This is a genomic window from Carnobacterium funditum DSM 5970, from assembly GCF_000744185.1.
Lineage (GTDB): Bacteria > Bacillota > Bacilli > Lactobacillales > Carnobacteriaceae > Carnobacterium_A > Carnobacterium_A funditum.
Genome location: NZ_JQLL01000001.1, coordinates 30,909 through 49,623, shown reverse-complemented (window position 1 = coordinate 49,623; position 18,715 = coordinate 30,909). Strand labels below are relative to the sequence as shown.

Here is an 18,715-nt window from a genome sequence, read left to right as displayed (position 1 = left end):
AAAACATAGAACATGTCTTTACCTCAGCTGTTATTATATGAAACATTCAGCGAAACGTTATTTTTGTTCGGCTAACTCTGTTAAATACTCAAAAAAAACTTCCGGATCAGCTTCATAAACCAAATTCACTGCTCGACCATCCGGCGATAGTTCTACTCTCCCTTGACTAACACCAGTCGAATGCACTATTGAGTGAACAACTTTTTGTTTCATACTGTCCATTATTCCAATAGTTGCTGTCGTTAAAACATCCCATAAGAAATAGGTAGCGTTAGTATGTAAATGGACTAATGGCGGTACAATGGCGTACGCTTGTCCTAAGAAATCAATACCGCTATTGGCTCTTTGACGTGCCCACTTTGTTCGAACTTCGATGGTCAAAGGAACCATGTTTGTGCTTTCTAATGCAACTAGATCAATCTCAATCGAACTGTTCCAGACTGTTTGAACAGCTTCAGGATCCCAAAAAGCATTCCACTCTGCAGTTCCATCATGTTCTGGTTCTTCAACATTGCCTTTTTCGAGGAATGTTCCACCCATCCAAGCCAGCTTTTTAATTTTTTCTTGAATGTCAGGGGCTTCTGTTAGAGCTCTTGCTAAATCCGTTAACGGTCCAACAAAAACGAGTGTAACTTTTTCTTCACTTGAACGGAGCTTCTCAATTAAATGCTGATGAGCTGGTATGGTCGTTTCTTTTGTTGAAGTTGGTTCAAATTCATTTAATAGCGGCAAGGCATCAATTGTAAAAGCATGCATGCGCCAATCTTTGGGAAAAGGATTCTTTCCTCTAGAATTTGATGCAGCTATCTCGATAGCTGCTCCATGACCAAAACGTTCAATGATTTTCCGACTCGCTGATACTGCTGGTTCTAAATAACAATCTGCAGGAATAACACCTACTCCAATTAGTTCCACGTCTTTCATTTGCAGCAACATAAATAAAGAGACTAGGTCATCTACTCCGCCATCATGATTCAAATACACTTTTTCCTTCATTTTATTCGCCTCTTCTTTTTTTACTGTTTAATCTGACATATTATGGATGATACTAAGAGTGAGTTGATTAATTAGAATGCGCATTTCTTTTCGCGCTAGGGGATAATCTCCTAATTTTAGGTAGTGGATTAATGTTTCGTAGTGTTTTATTTTAATGTCTCTATTTTTTCGCATTAAAGAAAGATAGTCTGGATTATTTTGCGTCTGTAATTCGCGGATAGTATCCATCACAATTCTTACGGAGTAGTCATTTTTACTGAAAGCTAGAATTTTATGCAGCAATTGTGTTTCTAAATCAAGAAATATTTTTTCTGATTCATTGCGGCATTTTTTTAGACTGGTTAATTTATCATCAACTTGCGTTCCATCAAATATGATCTCCTTTATTTGTAAATAATGAAAGTAATGAACGAAAATCATTTCGATAAATTCCATTCGTTCTTGTAAGCCGTGTGCTTCAATTTTTTTTTCTCTAACGCGGGCGCCTTTATAAACCTCGACGTCTAAATAACCTTCTTGTTGCAACTGTTGGAAGGCCTGGCGAATGGGTGTACGGCTGATGTTCAATTCTTTTGATAAGGCTAATTCTGTGATACGGGTTTGAGGTACCCATTGTCTTGTATGGATTTTTTCTTTTATGTATTGATAAGCTACTTCATCTAATTTTTTCGTTTTGGCCATTGCTGTTCCACTCACTTATCGTTAGATTCTTTGTTTAGTGTTCTATATTCCAATTGTAAAGCCTTTATCTTGTACATACAAGACCATTAAGTTCTTTTCACTGACCTATTGGTATTTCATTTTTTTAGTGAGCGACTTACTATTCCTTTTTCTATTACCCCACTTTCACTGAGAAAGGCTGCTGATAAAATAAAGAATCCTCCAATGAGTTGGACCATCGTCATCCGTTCACTTAAAAATAACGTTGACAGAAGAACAGCTGAAATGGGATCAATGTAACTTAAGATGGCTATTGTTTGCCCTTTCAAGACTTGGATGGCAGAAAAGTAAAGGGCATAGGCTATACCTGTATGAACGACACCTAAAAAAAGCAAGTAAACTAAAGACGTTCCAGAAATAGACAGTAAGTTAGAACCTTCTTTCAAAAAAACATAGGGTGCTAATACAATAGAAGCCGTCATTAATTGGATAATCGTCGTTTCTAGACTAGCACTATTCCGCAAAAACTTGGTTGCCAGGATAACACTAGCATACAACAACGCTGCTCCAATGCCATACATTATTCCCAATGAATGATTGTAGCCTAACCCATTCACTGTGCTTCTGTCGACAATAAAATACATCCCAATGAATGCTAAAAACACACAGCTAATTTTTACTCCGTTTAATTTTTCTTTTAAAATAAAAGGCGAAGCCAACACAACAAATAAAGGAGCCATATAATAACTTAATGTCGCGTTTGAAATTGTCGTATAGCGATAAGCTTCAAATAATAAAATCCAATTCAAACCAATGGCTGTTCCAGAATAAAATAGGATAGCGGCATTTTCTTTACTATTTCCCCAAGATAGGCGTTTCTTTTTGATAGCCAATACTAACAGTAAAAACATACTGCCAAAAAAACCACGATAGAGAGCTATTTCACTTGAAGTCAACTCAATATTTTTAACAAAAAGCCCAATTGTTCCAAAGATCAGCATTGCAGTAATCACTTTTGCTCTTGCTTTTGCCATCCTTTCCCCTCCTTTTTTTGACTGTATGGTACAAATAAAAATGACATAGGCGCCTTTTACTACGAGGTTCCCTATGCCATCTATTTAATCTTTCAAGCTTTTTTTAATCAGAATTTTTTAGAGACCGACTCTATTAAAGAGTTCGTCTACATTTTTTAAGTGGTAGTGGTAATCGAATGCATCATCTAGTTCTTCCATCGTTAAAAGAGACATGATTTTAGCATCTCCTTCTATTAAGTCACGGAATGGAATCTGACTTTCCCACGAAATTGCTGTTTTAGGTTGAACTAAGTCATATGCCTTTTCTCGGCTCATCCCTTTGTCAATCAATTTTAATAGGACACGTTGGCTATAGATTAATCCATAAGTAGCTCCCATATTACGCTTCATATTCTCTGGATAAACAGTCAAATTCTTCATAATATTCCCAAATCGATTGAGAATATAATCCAAAAGAATAGTTGAGTCTGGTAAAATAATTCGCTCAGCTGAAGAATGTGAGATATCCCGTTCATGCCATAAAACAACGTTGTCATAGGCTGTGACCATATGACCTCGGATAACCCGTGCTAAGCCTGTAACGTTCTCAGAACCAATTGGATTACGTTTATGAGGCATGGCTGAAGATCCTTTTTGACCTTTAGCAAAAAATTCTTCTACTTCCCGTGTTTCAGATTTTTGAAGTCCGCGTATCTCAGTAGCAAACTTTTCTATACTCGTTGCTATTAAAGCTAACGTTGCCATATATTCCGCATGCAAATCTCGTGGTAAAATCTGTGTAGAAATTTCTTGTGCTCGAATACCTAATTTTTCACAAACATATTTTTCGACAGCTGGAGGAGTATGGGCAAATGTTCCAACCGCTCCGCTAATTTTACCGGCTTCTATCCCTTCTGCAGCATGTTCGAAGCGTTCTATGTTGCGCTTCATTTCAGAATACCAAAGAGCTAATTTCAAACCAAAAGTCGTTGGCTCAGCATGCACTCCATGCGTTCGACCCATCATCACAGTGTATTTATATTTCCTTGCTTTTTCAGCTAATATGTCTAAAAAGCTGTTTAAATCTTTACGTAATAAATCATTTACTTGCTTCAATTGGTATCCGTAGGCTGTGTCAACAACATCTGTGCTTGTTAAACCATAATGAATCCATTTGCGTTCCTCGCCAAGTGATTCTGAAACAGCACGAGTAAATGCTACTACATCATGACGCGTTTCTTCTTCTATTTCTAGGATACGTTTCACTTCGAAAGCGGCTTTTTCGCGTATTTTTCTAGCCTCTTCTTCAGGAATATCTCCCCGTTCAGCCCAAGCTTCTACAGCTAGAATTTCTACTTCTAACCACGTATTGTAGCGATTCTCGTCTGTCCATAATTGTCCCATTTCAGGTCTTGTATACCGTTCAATCATTTGCCCTGTGCTCCTTTTTTTAAATCCATATTCCTGTGTCATAAATGTGTTCTATTGTTTTCTCGATGTCTTTTGTCAAAATGGTAATGTGCCCCATGACTCGACCTTTTCGTGCTTCTTTTTTTCCATAATAATGAAAGTGCCAGTTTGGTTTCAATTGGATTTGCTTTTCTGCCCCGTCCATTTGTTCTCCTAAAATTGTTACAGAAACGGTTTTAGAAAATAAGGTAATGTCAGGTAAAGGCCAACCACAAATGGCTCGAATATGCGTTTCATATTGAGAAGTCGAGCAAGCCTCTATACTGTAATTAGCTGAACAATGTGGACGTGATACCAATTCACTCACATATAGTGCACCAGAAGTGGTTAATGTCAATTCTATTCCCAATGTACCAACTAAATCTAATCCTTCAGCAATAGTTAGACTGATTCGTTCAACTTCTTGAGACACCTCATCCGAAACCCTTGCAGGCACAATTGTTTCTTTTAAAACATTTTGACGGTGTATAATTTCAGCTGTAGGAAAAATGGATGTCTCTCCTGCAGCATTCCTTGAAATCACTATCGACAATTCTCGTTCAAATGGAATCCAAGCTTCTAAAATGCAGGTTCCTTTTTTTAATAATGCTTCACATTTTGGTATATCTTCTTCTCCATAGAGAACCATTTGTCCCTTTTTTTCGTACTCGTCACGAATAGTTTTTAAAACGCAAGGAAAACCAATTGAACTAGTGGAAAATTCAATGTCTTCTAACGTTAAAATTGTTGCATAAGGTGCCAAGTTAATATTGTTCATTTCTAAGTAGGCTTTTTCTAATATCCGATCTTGAGCAATAGATAAAAGTTCGCTCCCTTGTGGAACAGCAACCGTTTTACTTAGCACTGCAATTTTATCGGCAGCAACATTTTCAAATTCATAGGTTAAAACATCACTTCCCATAGCCAAATCCATCAGTGCATCTTCATCATCACATTTAGCTACAATTTGCCAATCAGCTACTTGTGCAGCGGGACAATTTTCCTTGGGATACAAGATACCAACAGCATATCCCATTTCTTTAGCAGCCAATGCCATCATCCTTGCTAATTGACCTCCACCAATAATGCCAATCGTCTTTCCAGGAATAATTAAATTCGGCAACGGTCTCACTACTTTCTAGTTCATTTATTTTTTTCTTATTTTTACTAGTTTATCAGTTAACTCAAAAACTGTCATGAATTATAACCGAATGGCTGCTTATTTTTTTATAGTTCTCCGCGCTGTTTTAATGCATGTCTTCTCTTTTTAACTTTCTTTGTCCAAAAACCACCGCTTATATACTTTGGTTCATAAGAAATAACAAATGCTTTAGATTCTATTTCACTTATTTGTTTGTATAGTTTCCGTTCTGATTTACGAGTAGTCAGTATTTCTAAAACTAACCGATCGCCTTCCTTGCCAAGCGCATAACTGGTTGTTACGCCATAGCCCAATTCTCGTAAATTTTCAGCGATTCCACTTTTTATATCAGGAACAATTGCCGTTACCATGATGTGTCCAAGCGCCAAGTATTCTTCGATTTGAATCCCAACAGCAATCCCGACACCATAACCGAGTGCATAAGCCGCAATATTCCAAAAATTATCCAAACGATCGAGGACCAATCCTAACCCTACTACATAAATGGTGACTTCAACCATCGAAACGAATGGAGCAACCATTCGATAACCTTTCATCGTCAACATAAATCGAATCGTATTCAATGCTACATATGCTAAATTGATTATGAAAATAAGGCCTAAAAACTGTAAACTTGTATCCATTTATTAAAATCCCCGATCTGTTATTAATATGATTATTTATTTCCTTATAAGCCTATCAAATATTTATAAAATAGCAAGTAAAAATGATTGGTTTTTTTAATTTTTTTTGCTAAAAAAACCGCAACCTAATTGTTACTTGGGCTGAGGCTTTTTTTGTATAAAAATCTTATTGTTAGCACCAAAATCGGTTAAATGGTCTCCGGTAAATCTGTCAGTGCTTCTTCTTTTGTCATTGTTTCAGCGCTCTTTTTTTTGCGTCCGTGATGAGAAAGAATGTTTAAACCAATCGCTGTGATACTCGTTACAACTATGCCGTTTCCTGTAAAGGTTTGAACAGCTGCTGGTAATTTCGCAAATAGCTCTGGAACAACGGTTACTCCTAAACCAAGTCCAAGAGATAAAGCTACAATCATTAAGTTGCCGTCTTGGTTTAAGTCAACTCGACTAAGTATTTTAATTCCTTGAGTAGCAACCATTCCAAACAAGATCATCATTGCCCCACCTAAAACAGGTTCAGGAATGATCGTCGCAAATGCCCCAATTTTGGGTACTAGTCCTAATACCATTAAAAATCCTGCTGCAAAATAAATGGGTTTGCGTGTCCGGATTCCCGACATTTGAACTAAGCCAACATTTTGTGAAAAAGCCGTGTAAGGGAAGGTATTAAAAATACCACCTAAAATAATAGCCAATCCTTCTGCACGATACCCTTTTTTCAATTGTTCTTCTTCAATTGTTTGGCCGGTTACTTCCCCAAGAGCAAAATATACCCCTGTAGATTCAACCATACTAACAATTGAAATCAAAATCATTGTTAGAATAGAGGACCACTCAAAAATAGGTGCTCCAAAATAAAAAGGTTGCGGAACATGAAACCAAGTAGCTTCTGTTACAGGCGCTAAACTAACAAGTCCCATAAATGACCCAACAACTGTTCCAATAATTAAACCAATAATAATAGCTAATGAATGAATAAAGCCTTTAGCAAACAATTGGATGCCTAAAATAATAGCCACTGTTAAGAAAGCTAGAAATAAATACTTGCTAGAACCAAAATCAGCTGCGCTTTTCATGCCACCGCCCATCTTCTCAATCCCAACTGGTATAAGTGTCAGACCAATAACAGTGATAACAGTTCCCGTTACAACCGGTGGGAAAAATCGTTTGATTTTTGAAAACAGACCAGCAATTAGTAAAATAAAAATACCTGAAGCTATGATTGATCCGTACATAGCCCCAATACTTTTTGTTGTTCCAATTAAAATTAAGGGAGAAACAGCTTGCATAGCACAACCTAATACTACAGGCAAGCCAATTCCAAAATAGCGGTTAACAAACAATTGCAATAACGTAGCGACTCCACACATAAAAATATCGATTGATACAAGATACGTCATTTGTTCTGAGTTGAACCCAATAGCTCCACCAATCAATAAAGGGACCAAGATAGCTCCCGCGTACATAGCTAATACATGTTGTAATCCTAAAGCTGCTGCTTTTGAGTTTGTTAACATTTTATTTATTCCCCTCTTCTTCTACGAATTTAACTACGCCGTCTTCAAAAGCACGAATACGAGCTAGAGATAAGATATCAAATTCTAGTTTTTCTAAGTCTTTACGCCCAGATTGGAATGATTTTTCAATAACGATTCCAATACCTGCAATAGACGCTTCAGCTTGCTCGCAAATATCCACCAATCCTTTTGCCGCTTGTCCGTTAGCTAAAAAATCATCAATTAACAATACATGGTCATTTGAATCTAAATAATTTCTTGAAATCGCGATTTCATTTGTTGTATCCTTTGTGAATGAATAAACACTGGTCGTATACAAGTTGTCTGTTAACGTCAAACTTTTATGTTTACGAGCAAAGACAACTGGAACTCCTAAAGCTAGGCCAGCGAAAACAGACGGTGCTATACCAGAAGTTTCAACCGTTAAAATTTTTGTGATGCCTTTATCGGAAAAATAGCGGGCAAATTCATCCCCCATTGCTTGCATTAAAACAGGATCAATTTGATGGTTTAAAAAACTATCTACTTTTAAAACATCCTTACCTAAAACCACTCCATCTTTTAAAATACGTTCTTCCAATAATTTCATCTTCATTCTACCTTCCCTTTTGTAAGCTTTTTTTATAAAAATAGTTCTTTTCTTTTTACAAAGCAAAAAAGAGGTCTCTTTTACTCTGCTCGGTTTCTTACCTAAGCAAAGAAAAAAAGACCTCCAAATTCGATTGAATTCAGTTCGTTTTTTGATTTCTTTACTTATAGTCCAGAATTTACGGTACTGGGTAGAAACTTGCCAACCATATTTTGGCATTATATAAGTTAATGTAGTGTTGAATATACTTTTTTTAATCTCAAACGTCAATAGTTTTTTTGATTTTCTCATCAAACTATCAATAATGACGAATTTTTTTTAACTAAATCCTTTTTTCGTTCGCCTTTTACAAAAAACACTCGAAAAGAATAAGAAACCGTTCTTTTCGAGTATATCTACTATAGTTTAACAACCTTCTAAACTAATTATGCTGGTTTAATCATTCGTTGTTTCATGTTGAACAGTATCAACATATATGTTTACCAATCTTGAACCTTCTATTTTATTAGAAGTAAAGATATAGTCTGCATACTCCACTAAAGCTTCTTCTCCATGATGAGGAATACTTCCATATTCCATAATGAAAAAGCCGGCTATAGAGTCAACATCATTTGATTCTATATTTGTATTAAAAAATTCATTGAATTTAGAAAGCGGTGTTGAACCATCTACTAGGTAGCGATTTTCATTTATAGGTTCAATCATGCTATAGGTTTCATCATATTCATCATCAATGTCCCCAACAATCTCTTCTAGTAAATCTTCTAAAGTTGCTATTCCGACCACTCCACCATATTCGTCATTCAAAATAGCCATTTGGTTTCGGGTACGTTTTAGTTCATATAATAAATCATCCATAAAAATAGTTTCAGGCACATATAATGGAGGATTCAATAATTCTTTAATTTCAACATCGTCTAAATTAGTTTTTCTTGAAGCCTTCAACAAATTTTTTACATGAACAATGCCAATAATATTATCTTTATCTGACATATAAACGGGTACACGTGAAAATCTGCAGTCTAATAACAATGGAATATTTTCTTCATTCCCATCCTCATAGTCAATCATATAGGTATCTGTTCGAGGTACCATAATCTCTCTCGCCATTTTCGTATCCATTGATAAAACACCTTTTAACATGGTAAATTGTTCCACATCAATAGCTCCTTTTGCTTGGCTATTTTCTAAATAAGAACGAAATTCATCCCGTGTCATTTTTTCTTCTTTTTTAGAAAAATCTATTGGTGTCATTCGTTTCAATAAATCCGTTGATAACGAGAGTAATTTTACAAAAGGCGTGAAAACCATTTGTGCTATTCTAATGGGTCCAGCTGTAAAGCGAGCAACTTCTTCTGCTTTTTGTAAAGCAACTTGTTTAGGATACAACTCGCCAAAAACAAGCGTAATATAAGATAAAATTACTGTTACCACTACGATTGCCAGTTGTTTCCCACCTGGAATACTAATTAAAAAAGGTTCCAGACGTGAGGCAAAACTTGTTGCGGCTGAGGCACTCGAAATAAATCCTGCTAGTGTAATGACTACCTGAATTGTTGCAAGAAAGTTATCTGAATTAGCCAATAATTTTAATACTGCAGCTGATTTTTTATCACCTTGGGCAGCTTTCTCTCTTACTTTGCTTTGGTTTAAAGATACAAATGCCATTTCTGCTGAAGCAAAAAATGCGTTGATAGCTGTTAGAACAATAATAAGTAAAATTTGTCCTAACATCGACTGACTGTCGGGGTCTGGATTCATAAATCGTGATCTCCTTTTTAATAGTTACGTTTTTCGATTAGGCAAAACATACCACAATTTAAACCTCATAGCAACTTACTTTTAATTTCTTATTTCATAAAATGCATTTTAAACACTATTTCCTATTTTTCTTTCATGTCTGGACAGAGCGCTCAGCATCTTATTTTAATTGAGCTTTACGCTCTAGACATTCGGAAAAAAGATAACTGTCTTTGAGGATAAAAAGCCTCCTCTTTGACATTTCCTATTTTTCTTTCATGTCTGGGCAGAGCGCTCAGCATCTTATTTTAATTGAGCTTTACGCTCTAGACATTCGGAAAAAAGATAACTGTCTTTGAGGATAAAAAGCCTCCTCTTTGACATTTCCTATTTTTCTTTCATGTCTGGACAGAGCGCTCAGCATCTTATTTTATTAGTTCTTCGATATTTCCTAATAAGGGTTTCATTGTTGCTGTGACGTCTCCACTGGATTTGCCTTCTATCATCGCTACCATTAGATAACTGTTATTTTCTGCATCAAATGTTAGTAGGAAGCCATTTGTTTCTGCGTCTTCACCTTCTACTTTTGATTCTGTTGTTTCGGCTGTTCCTGTTTTTGCTGCAAGATTCTTTTTGTTTAGTGAAGCTAGACTGTGTGCTGTTCCTTCAGGTTTTTCTACCACTTTGATTAAGTTATCTTTTACTATATTCGCTGATTTAGCAGTCACGGCCATTTTAGGTTCAGTCGTCTTTTGGTCTGCCGTTAATTTGGGATAAATCAGTTTGCCTTCATTTGCAAAAACAGAAAACGAGACAGCCTGTTGAATGGGATTCATCAATAGTTGACCTTGTCCGTATGCTGTATCTGCTAATAACGTTTCTTTAGCTAATGTTCCTTCATTTGAAATTTGAGCTGGATTCATTGCAATGGGTAAGTTTAACTTTTCTCCAAAAATAAACTGAGATAGTCCTTCTTCATAAACTTTTCGCCCCATTTCCAAAGCTTCTTGAGCAAAGTAGATATTGTCAGAGTAGACTAAAGCTGACTCTAAATTTACTTGCGGTGTATCTGAAACACGCACGATAAAATGGTCTCCCCATGATGAATCTTTTTGCCATTTTAATCCATCAATTTTGTGGATTTTATCTGTTGTTGTTATACCTGAGTCTAATCCAATTGCTGCTGTAATAGTCTTAAAGGTCGAACCGGGAGCATATCCGGCTGCAAAACGAGCAAGAAAAGGGTTATTTACATCATCAGTATATTTTTGATACTCTTCTGTACTAATGCCCATTGTCATTAGGTTTGCATCATAAGAAGGTGTGCTGACTAAAGACAATAATCTGCCATCTTTCGGATCCATAAAAACTGCGGAACTATTTTCATCTATTAACTGTTCGTATGCAGCTTTTTGAAGTTTTGCATTGATTGTCAATGTAATGTCTTCCCCATTTTTAATTTCTGTTTCTTGAAGTACTTTCTTTAATCCATCTGTCTCATCATTAATGACGATTCTTCCGCCTTTTTGGCCGTTTAATCTTTCATTAAATGTTGCCTCCAAACCGGCTTTCCCAATAACGTCACCCGCTTGTAATGTTGGATTTTTTTTAATATCTTCGGCGGTCGCTTCTCCAACATATCCGATTAGGTGAGCAGCTGCTTCATTTAATGGGTAAGTTCGAATGGTTTTTTCTTGATAAAGGACCCCAGGTACCTCAGGGGTATCTCCATCTTTTACAATTTTAAAAGGAACAAAGCTTTCAGGCAAAACCCATTCAGCTGATAATTTATTTTCTAATTGTTCAACCGCAACATCAAATTCATTACCAATAACTTTTAGCTTGTTATCTTTATCTGTTCCATCTCCCAAAGCTTCAGGGTAAAGCCCAGCATCCCAAACTTTTCCTTCTGTTGCTAGTGGAGATCCATCAGTCGCAAGTATATCTCCTCGTTCTCCAATTGTAGTGGTTAAACTGATTTTGTCATTTGGTTCTAACTCTGGAAAGATAAGTTGGGTATTCCAATTTAATTTATACTCATCTTTTTCTTTAGTCATAGTTGTAACAAAAGATTGTTTATCTAATTTCCCTAAGGAAGTAGTCATCTGTACTGTGTATAAAACATCGTATTGTTTTTTTTCTTCATTTAATGAGACTTTTAAATCAGAAACGCTTAAATCAGAAGCACCAATTCCCCCATAGATTGTTTCATAGCGTTTTTCCATATCATCTTTAGTATAACCGATTTTTTCTAATGTACTTTCTGAAACTAATTTACTCATCGCTGAATAATCTTGTTTTTCTAAAGAATGGATAAAAGAATCGACCGTTTGCTGTGCTGCTTTTTCATCTTTTTGTTTTGACCAAAAATAATACCCTGTTCCTCCACCAATGATTAATGCACTAACCAAAATAATAGCAGTAATCATCATCCATAATGGCCGTTTGGTTTTTTGATTGCGTTTTGTGTCTTTCACTAGCAATTCCTCCTCAAATTGGATCAAATTCGTATTTACTTATCCAGCTAGGCAGAACGCTTCGGATTTTGTAAATGAACAAAGAACTAGACTGCTTGTACCCGAGCTGCATACTCTAGTCATTCTGAAAAATGATAAATGACTTTGAGGATAAGAAGTATCCTTTTTGTCATTTCCTATTTTTCTTTCATGACTGTTCAGAGTCCTCAGCATCTTGTTTTTCATGTTTACGGTATAGTTTCATTTTTTTGCTAAATAGTTCGCCGTTACTTGGTGGAGTGTAGGTAATAGCGTTGGCTCCGGCTTCTATAGTTGCTTTTATGCTTTCTATTGTTGGTCCGCCGGTAGCGATGATTGGTAGGTTTGGAAAATTTCGCCGGATTTCTCTAACTATGTTAGGTGTGTTCGCTGCTCCACTGATATTTACAATGTCCACTCCTGCATCTAATTTTTCTTGTATATCTGTAAATTCTGAAACGACTGTTGAAATAATTGGTACATCTACTACTTCATTTACTTCTTTAATTGTACTTAAAGGTGTTGGCGCATTTAAAACTACACCGATACAGCCGTGTGCTTCTGCAAATAAAGCAATATTAGCGGATCTGTGTCCGTGTGTTAAACCACCACCTACTCCTGCAACAACAGGCATACTTGCTGCTGTTGTGATACCGTTAACAATAGCTGGATGTGGGGTGAATGGGTAAACGGCTATTACAGCATCTGCATCGTTATTCATAATAATAGCGATATCCGTTGTAAAAATCAACGAACGAATTCGCTTACCATTTATGACAATCCCGCTAACTTTATGAATAATTTCTGGTACCTCAATATAATCTCTTCTTAAATCTGTTGTTATTTTGGGAGCCGTTTCTCCAACATATTCTTCCATTTAACTAACCTCCTAATGTTTTCAAACCTATCTCGTTATTTTACTTAAATCTTTAAACGTTAGCTAGAATTTATCGAACCTGAATCGTTCTAATATTTTTTACTGAACTAGGTTTATCGCTATTCAAGAATCGATATTTTAGAGTGAACAATCATAGATTTTATTTTCAACCTTTTTTCTTTTTTGCTATGATTCCGATTTGACCATACCGGTTAGCTTGTTGCACATACTCGCGAAAATAAACAAGTTTTAAAATTTTCTTTTCAAATGGGCCCCCTCAGTATAGAAATAAGCCAGTATAGGAGTGAAAAAAACAACTGAAAAGTAACCTCATAATAGACATTTAATAGCTTTTCAGAAAAAACAATACGATTAATTTAATCGTATTGATGCAAGTTGTATTGTTCAATTAAACGAATTAATTTCACGGGATAGTCTGGATCGGTTGCGTACCCACTCTTTTCCAAAGCATAGGCTGCTTCTTTATACTCAGTTGCTGCTAAAACAGTAGAATATTGATTCGCATTCCAAGTTGTACCATATACGATTAGTCTTGCGTGTTCGTCCATTGACTCTTGCCAACTATCGTATTTTCTAAAAGGTGCTTTTATTTCAATCCATTCTCCATTCACAAATTCTTTTGTATTCATCATAACTGTCTTATTTGGATTATCACCTTTAATGCCATAAAAGTTATTATTTTTTACTGATAGTTCACTTCTACCCCAATCAGATTCTAAGATTGCTTGAGCAATACTGATACTTGGGAGAATTCCATATGTTTCTTTTAAATTTTTAGCGTATTCAGCTGTTTGAACAATAAATTGTTGTTCGTTATTGTTGCTTTTATTGGTAAATATTCCAGTATTATTTGATGTATAATTTGAGCTTAACAAAGTGATTGCACTAAAAAAAATTAAACAAATAGCTAATAAACTAACCAAAATATAACTAGGTGATAAACAAAATATGCCCCGTTTTTTCTTTTTATATTTCGAAGATTTATATTTTTTTCGAGGTTTTTTTTTAACCAATTTGTCACGCCTTTCTTTTTAGTCCATTTACTTGTTATTATTTCTATTTTCCAGCTTCTTTTAATAATTGAATGTATTCTTCAAATGACAAATTATATTTTTCAATATACTTAGCATTTTCGACACCAACATAGCGGAAATGCCATGACTCATACTGAATACCCGTTTCTTTCTCTTTACCTTGTGGAAAACGTAAGATGAAGCCGTAATCTGTCATATTATCTAATAGCCACTGTTGTGAATCTTGGGTATCGTATTCAGGGATTAAGCCTTTTCCAGTTTTTAGCCAATCTGAATCGACCATATCAACGGCTAATCCTGTATGGTGTTCGCTGCCTCCTGGGATGGCGATATAATCTTTAGTCATTTTAACGGCTTCTTCTTGAGTATAGTTTTGATCGAGGTAACGTTGTATACTGTTATCATAATTTTTTTGTTGCAAATCCACTGAACGATAACTAGAGACTAATACCATTTCATAACCTGCTTGAGATGCTTTTGCTAACCAATTCTCATAGTCCTCTTTTATCCGTTCATCGATCAAATAACCATTTGGTAGAGTCGTTAACGGTAAGTCTAGAGTACGATCAATTTGTTGAGAATTATTAACTAAAAGCAAATTCCAATCAGAAACTGACACACCGGGCAGTTCATCCAACATAGCTTGATGTTCTTCTTTTTCTTTTATTTGTTGCTCTTCTTCAGGCGTCAATTGTTCAACAGAAGACGTTACTGTTGTTGACTTAGTCTCTGCAGCTTCTTGAGATTCGCTTAGTGAAGCTTGGTCCATAATCCCACAACCACTAATTAATCCCAACATTAATACACTTGCCAAAATCTTTTTATGCTTCATTTCATAAATGCCCCATTCTTTTTTATTCCCATTTTAAAAACCGTTCTTTTTCATTAAAACTCAGAAATTTTGATTCTCTTCCATAATAACACTTATTAACAAAATCGTCACAAAAAATAGTTGGTTAACTTCAGATTTATAGGCCAAAATTATTTAACAACTAAATACTCAGATAAGCAAAAAAAGGTTGGGACTTTTTGCCCCAGCCTCATAAAATCAGTTAGTTATTTTTTTGTTATATCGTATAGTGGTCTTCGATATTTTCTTTAAACCATTCTAACAAGTCTTGTTTTTCAGTCTCAATTTGCTGTTGAATAATGCCAGGTAAACTTAATTCAATTCGATCTTTGTAACTCCAAAAATCATAGTTCATATCAATTCTGAGAATAGTACTATTTTTCTTGTAGTGCTTTTCATTTGATTCCTTTTCGTTTTCCTGCTGAAAAGCTAATTCTGCAGATCCACTGTTTACCCATTTTTTTGCTACGTGAAATTTAATACCTAAATATTCTTCAACTGGATGAGCTTCTACTTCAGGAAAAAAAGTAGCGTTTCTGATGACTTTTTGGACTAGCATCCACTCATAATCCGTAAATAAATTGATAATGACCTGTTCATCCTTTGGTTTCAAGCTAATTTCACCATTTTTCCAACGGTCCCAATTGTCCTGATTAATAGATAATTGGCTTGAATAAAAATCTTTTTCTGCTCGATAGTTTTCCTTTATTGTGTATAAAACAATCTGAATAAGTGCTTCTTGCATAATAAATTCTCCTCTCACTTCATATCGTTCATTAATAAAATAAGCGCTACCCCTATTTTACATGTAAAAGCTTTAAAACAAAAGTGTAAGGCTTTTCATTAATTTTCGTTCTATGGCTTGCTATATAAAGGATGATAAAAAATATTAATCCTAAACAATTTATACAGCTATTACCAAGCTTGCTGCAATAGCATTTTCCGCTTATTCGATAAATACCCTTTGGGCGTACAAAAAGAACCCCAATCTAATAGGGCTATAGTCAGGATTTACAAAATTAAAGATCACTGGCTTACTATGAATGGGCTACATTTCCTAACATAAAAAGTTCTTCACTTAGATGGGTATTCTCAACTATAATTTCTGGATTTCGGAAGTGAAAAAAGCGCTCAAACCCTTTATGCCAGATTTTAATAGTAGGCTTGCGCTCATGCTGGGCGCAACTTAAAAAGCTTCTTCTTCACAAAAAGTGATAGAAGAAGCTAATCAATAGTTAGGTCTACTTATTTTCTGTATTCTTAATGAATAACCAAATCATCTGCATAATCAATTGCGGACTTAACTGAATCAAAAAAATTATCTTTACTTACACTTGCAAAAAATCCTGAAGCTTCCAGTAATTTTAAGGGCTGCTCATTGACGCAAGCAAACAATAAAATTATTTCTTGATCTCGGCACCTTTTTTCAATCCGCTTTAATGAGTTATATGCCGTTGCGTCCATATTAGGAACATTTTTCATTTTTAGGATTAATACATTTGTGTTATTCTCCACTTCATTCATAATATCAAGAAATGTATTGGCTGCTCCAAAAAATAAAGGTCCAGTAATCTCATATACCATAATTTTATTATTTAATCCAATGTGCGTTCCATCATTAAAACTTGTTGTTCCATCATAATCATCCTCATCATCTTCGCTGAATATAGTTAAATAATTATGATTAACATTTGATACTTGGGTACTTTCTGACATTCTTCGAACAAATAGAAACATCGCTATAACCATTCCGATTTCGATTGCAATGACTAAGTCAAATGCAATTGTCATAATAAATGTGACTAACAGAACAGCTGTATCACTTTTTGTGGATCTTAATAGTGCTTTGAATGAACGCCACTCGCTCATATTATAAGCAACAATTATTAATATTGCTGCTAATGTAGCCATCGGTATCAACTTTGCCAAAGGCATAAATACAAGCATAATCAATAATAATACAGATGCATGAACTATTCCTGCAATTGGTGTGCGGCCACCATTTTTAACATTGGCTGCTGTTCTTGCGATAGCTCCAGTTGCTGGAATTCCTCCAAAAAGAGCAGATACGATATTCGCAATGCCTAGTGCGACAAGTTCCATATTGGAGTTATGCTTTTTCCCTATCATTCCGTCGGCAACAACTGCTGATAATAACGATTCAATACTTGCTAAAAATGCAATGGTTAGTGCCGGTCTAAACAAATCTTTGATCAGTGGTAAGGATATATTAAGCTCTTTAATCCCCACAAATTTAATACTATTCGATATCTCACCAAATCGACTACCAATTGTTTCTACTGGTAAATTTAATAGTTTAACGCCCATTGTAACAACCAGTAGTGCTATTAGAGATCCCGGTATTTTTTTATTGATTTTTGGCCAAAAAACAATGATTAATAATGAAATTATTCCAACCAAAGTTGTGGATATATTTATAGTTGAAAAATGACTTATATATACTCTCCATTTTTCAAAGAATTCTGAAGGGACATCTTGTATGGATAATCCAAAAAAATCTTTGACCTGTGTGGACAAGAGAACAACAGCAATACCGCTTGTGAAACCAGTTGTTATTGGATAGGGAACATATTTAATCACACTACCAAACTTCATTAATCCAAAGAAAACCATAAAACTACCTGCCATTAATGTAGCTACGGTTAATCCACCAATACCATATTGTGCTACAATTCCATAGACAATAATAACAAATGCACCCGTTGGCCCACCAATCTGAACTCGACTCCCGCCTAAAAAAGAGATAAGAAAACCTGCTATTATAGCTGTAATTAATCCTTTTTCAGGTGCAACGCCTGATGCAATTGCAAGTGCAACCGATAATGGTAGTGCTATTACCGCCACAATAATACCAGCAGTAATGTCATTTACTACTTGATTTTTTGTGAGTTCTGTCTCACGATGTTTTAATATTGAAAATAATTTTGGTTTTAACATTTATGCCTCCTGCTTATTAACGTTTGGATTACTAATACCACGCCAAAAATGATTCCAAATCTTGTCATAGTGTTCTCTAATATCATACGGATGGTAAATCAGTTCACTAGATAGCAATCCGTGAATGAGCGAGAAAAACATAAGACAAATCGATTCTTCTGAATCTTTTATTAAAATTTCTTTTTCAATCTCAACTATAATCAACTTCTTTACTGTTTGAAACCTCTCTTCCGAAAGTTGATGGACTCTTTCAATAATTGAATTCTCAATGGAGTCTGGTGGCAATAAGAGCAATCTTTTCCAAAACAATAATTTAATATGTGAGTTGTTATAGTAATCTAAAACGCCAAAAAAAATTTTCTTCAGATCATCATTTTCCTGGTTTATTTCAAAAAAGTATTCCTTAAGCTCTTTTTCAATTATTTCTTTCAGCAGAATTTCCTTGCTTTCAAAATGTGCATAAATTGATGCTTTTTTAATACCAACCTCTTCAGCAACTTCTGTGAGCGTGAAACTTATCCCTTTTTTGGCAAATAACTCAAATGCTGAATCTGTAATTTTCATTTTTGTTTCCATTTTATATAACCCTCCACTTCCCTACCTTACGTTAGGTAGGTGATATAATCATAAACCTCTTTTAATTTTAAATCAAGTTATTTTAATATCCTTCGATTAGAACGTTGCTAAATAGTTAACACTATTATACACTCCTGTATAATGTATCTAGCTATTAT

General features: G+C 35.1%; 16 protein-coding genes and 1 riboswitch. All 16 genes read right to left on the bottom strand.

Annotated elements, in window-relative coordinates; all coding sequences use genetic code 11:
* Positions 1-57: 57 nt before the first annotated feature.
* A complete protein-coding gene (locus tag BR44_RS00215) occupies positions 58-996 on the bottom strand; it encodes a nucleoside hydrolase (protein ID WP_034549553.1) in 939 nt (312 codons plus the stop codon).
* A gap of 27 nt (positions 997-1,023) precedes the next feature.
* Positions 1,024-1,677 carry a GntR family transcriptional regulator gene (locus BR44_RS00210; RefSeq protein WP_034549551.1) on the bottom strand — a complete coding sequence of 218 codons (654 nt, stop codon included), beginning with the start codon at positions 1,675-1,677 and terminating at the stop codon, positions 1,024-1,026.
* Positions 1,678-1,793: 116 nt separating this feature from the next.
* Positions 1,794-2,690: a DMT family transporter gene (locus BR44_RS00205; protein ID WP_034549549.1), complete on the bottom strand. Its 897-nt coding sequence runs from the start codon at positions 2,688-2,690 to the stop codon at positions 1,794-1,796.
* Positions 2,691-2,807: 117 nt separating this feature from the next.
* Positions 2,808-4,100 carry an adenylosuccinate lyase gene (purB, locus tag BR44_RS00200; RefSeq protein WP_034549548.1) on the bottom strand — a complete coding sequence of 431 codons (1,293 nt, stop codon included), beginning with the start codon at positions 4,098-4,100 and terminating at the stop codon, positions 2,808-2,810.
* Between the two features lie 19 nt (positions 4,101-4,119).
* Positions 4,120-5,241, bottom strand: a complete 1,122-nt coding sequence (gene purK / locus BR44_RS00195; protein WP_034549547.1) for a 5-(carboxyamino)imidazole ribonucleotide synthase — start codon at positions 5,239-5,241, stop codon at positions 4,120-4,122.
* A 104-nt stretch (positions 5,242-5,345) separates the two neighbouring features.
* On the bottom strand, positions 5,346-5,903 hold the full coding sequence (locus BR44_RS00190) for a DUF2179 domain-containing protein (protein ID WP_034549545.1): 558 nt from the start codon (positions 5,901-5,903) through the stop codon (positions 5,346-5,348).
* Positions 5,904-6,091: 188 nt separating this feature from the next.
* On the bottom strand, positions 6,092-7,417 hold the full coding sequence (locus BR44_RS00185) for a nucleobase:cation symporter-2 family protein (RefSeq protein ID WP_034549544.1): 1,326 nt from the start codon (positions 7,415-7,417) through the stop codon (positions 6,092-6,094).
* A 1-nt stretch (position 7,418) separates the two neighbouring features.
* On the bottom strand, positions 7,419-8,006 hold the full coding sequence (locus BR44_RS00180) for a xanthine phosphoribosyltransferase (protein ID WP_034552730.1): 588 nt from the start codon (positions 8,004-8,006) through the stop codon (positions 7,419-7,421).
* A gap of 147 nt (positions 8,007-8,153) precedes the next feature.
* A riboswitch (purine riboswitch) is annotated at positions 8,154-8,252 on the bottom strand.
* 189 nt (positions 8,253-8,441) lie between these two features.
* On the bottom strand, positions 8,442-9,767 hold the full coding sequence (locus BR44_RS00175; RefSeq protein WP_034549543.1) for a hemolysin family protein: 1,326 nt from the start codon (positions 9,765-9,767) through the stop codon (positions 8,442-8,444).
* A gap of 404 nt (positions 9,768-10,171) precedes the next feature.
* Complete coding sequence (gene pbp4, locus BR44_RS00170; RefSeq protein ID WP_051912400.1) at positions 10,172-12,223, bottom strand: penicillin-binding protein PBP4(5); 2,052 nt, start codon at positions 12,221-12,223, stop codon at positions 10,172-10,174.
* Between the two features lie 187 nt (positions 12,224-12,410).
* Positions 12,411-13,118 carry a beta/alpha barrel domain-containing protein gene (locus tag BR44_RS00165; RefSeq protein WP_034549541.1) on the bottom strand — a complete coding sequence of 236 codons (708 nt, stop codon included), beginning with the start codon at positions 13,116-13,118 and terminating at the stop codon, positions 12,411-12,413.
* Positions 13,119-13,495: 377 nt separating this feature from the next.
* Positions 13,496-14,014: a glycoside hydrolase family 73 protein gene (locus tag BR44_RS00160; protein WP_245592899.1), complete on the bottom strand. Its 519-nt coding sequence runs from the start codon at positions 14,012-14,014 to the stop codon at positions 13,496-13,498.
* A 181-nt stretch (positions 14,015-14,195) separates the two neighbouring features.
* On the bottom strand, positions 14,196-15,005 hold the full coding sequence (locus BR44_RS00155) for a M15 family metallopeptidase (RefSeq protein ID WP_034549538.1): 810 nt from the start codon (positions 15,003-15,005) through the stop codon (positions 14,196-14,198).
* A 235-nt stretch (positions 15,006-15,240) separates the two neighbouring features.
* Entirely contained in the window at positions 15,241-15,768 is a 528-nt protein-coding gene (locus tag BR44_RS00150; RefSeq protein WP_034549536.1) for a hypothetical protein, read from the bottom strand.
* Between the two features lie 515 nt (positions 15,769-16,283).
* A complete protein-coding gene (locus tag BR44_RS00145; RefSeq protein WP_034549534.1) occupies positions 16,284-17,981 on the bottom strand; it encodes a SulP family inorganic anion transporter in 1,698 nt (565 codons plus the stop codon).
* Positions 17,982-18,557 (bottom strand): TetR/AcrR family transcriptional regulator, encoded by a 576-nt coding sequence (locus BR44_RS00140; RefSeq protein WP_034549533.1) that lies wholly within the window; start codon positions 18,555-18,557, stop codon positions 17,982-17,984.
* Between the last annotated feature and the right edge of the window lie 158 nt (positions 18,558-18,715).

What these genes read in the sequence shown, in the direction of transcription:
- BR44_RS00215 (WP_034549553.1), bottom strand. Translation starts at nt 996, where the DNA reads ATGAAGGAAAAAGTGTATTTGAATCATGATGGCGGAGTAGATGACCTA.
- BR44_RS00210 (WP_034549551.1), bottom strand. Translation starts at nt 1,677, where the DNA reads ATGGCCAAAACGAAAAAATTAGATGAAGTAGCTTATCAATACATAAAA.
- BR44_RS00205 (WP_034549549.1), bottom strand. Translation starts at nt 2,690, where the DNA reads ATGGCAAAAGCAAGAGCAAAAGTGATTACTGCAATGCTGATCTTTGGA.
- purB (WP_034549548.1), bottom strand. Translation starts at nt 4,100, where the DNA reads ATGATTGAACGGTATACAAGACCTGAAATGGGACAATTATGGACAGAC.
- BR44_RS00190 (WP_034549545.1), bottom strand. Translation starts at nt 5,903, where the DNA reads ATGGATACAAGTTTACAGTTTTTAGGCCTTATTTTCATAATCAATTTA.
- BR44_RS00185 (WP_034549544.1), bottom strand. Translation starts at nt 7,417, where the DNA reads ATGTTAACAAACTCAAAAGCAGCAGCTTTAGGATTACAACATGTATTA.
- BR44_RS00180 (WP_034552730.1), bottom strand. Translation starts at nt 8,006, where the DNA reads ATGAAATTATTGGAAGAACGTATTTTAAAAGATGGAGTGGTTTTAGGT.
- BR44_RS00175 (WP_034549543.1), bottom strand. Translation starts at nt 9,767, where the DNA reads ATGAATCCAGACCCCGACAGTCAGTCGATGTTAGGACAAATTTTACTT.
- BR44_RS00165 (WP_034549541.1), bottom strand. Translation starts at nt 13,118, where the DNA reads ATGGAAGAATATGTTGGAGAAACGGCTCCCAAAATAACAACAGATTTA.
- BR44_RS00155 (WP_034549538.1), bottom strand. Translation starts at nt 15,005, where the DNA reads ATGAAGCATAAAAAGATTTTGGCAAGTGTATTAATGTTGGGATTAATT.
- BR44_RS00150 (WP_034549536.1), bottom strand. Translation starts at nt 15,768, where the DNA reads ATGCAAGAAGCACTTATTCAGATTGTTTTATACACAATAAAGGAAAAC.
- BR44_RS00145 (WP_034549534.1), bottom strand. Translation starts at nt 17,981, where the DNA reads ATGTTAAAACCAAAATTATTTTCAATATTAAAACATCGTGAGACAGAA.
- BR44_RS00140 (WP_034549533.1), bottom strand. Translation starts at nt 18,557, where the DNA reads ATGGAAACAAAAATGAAAATTACAGATTCAGCATTTGAGTTATTTGCC.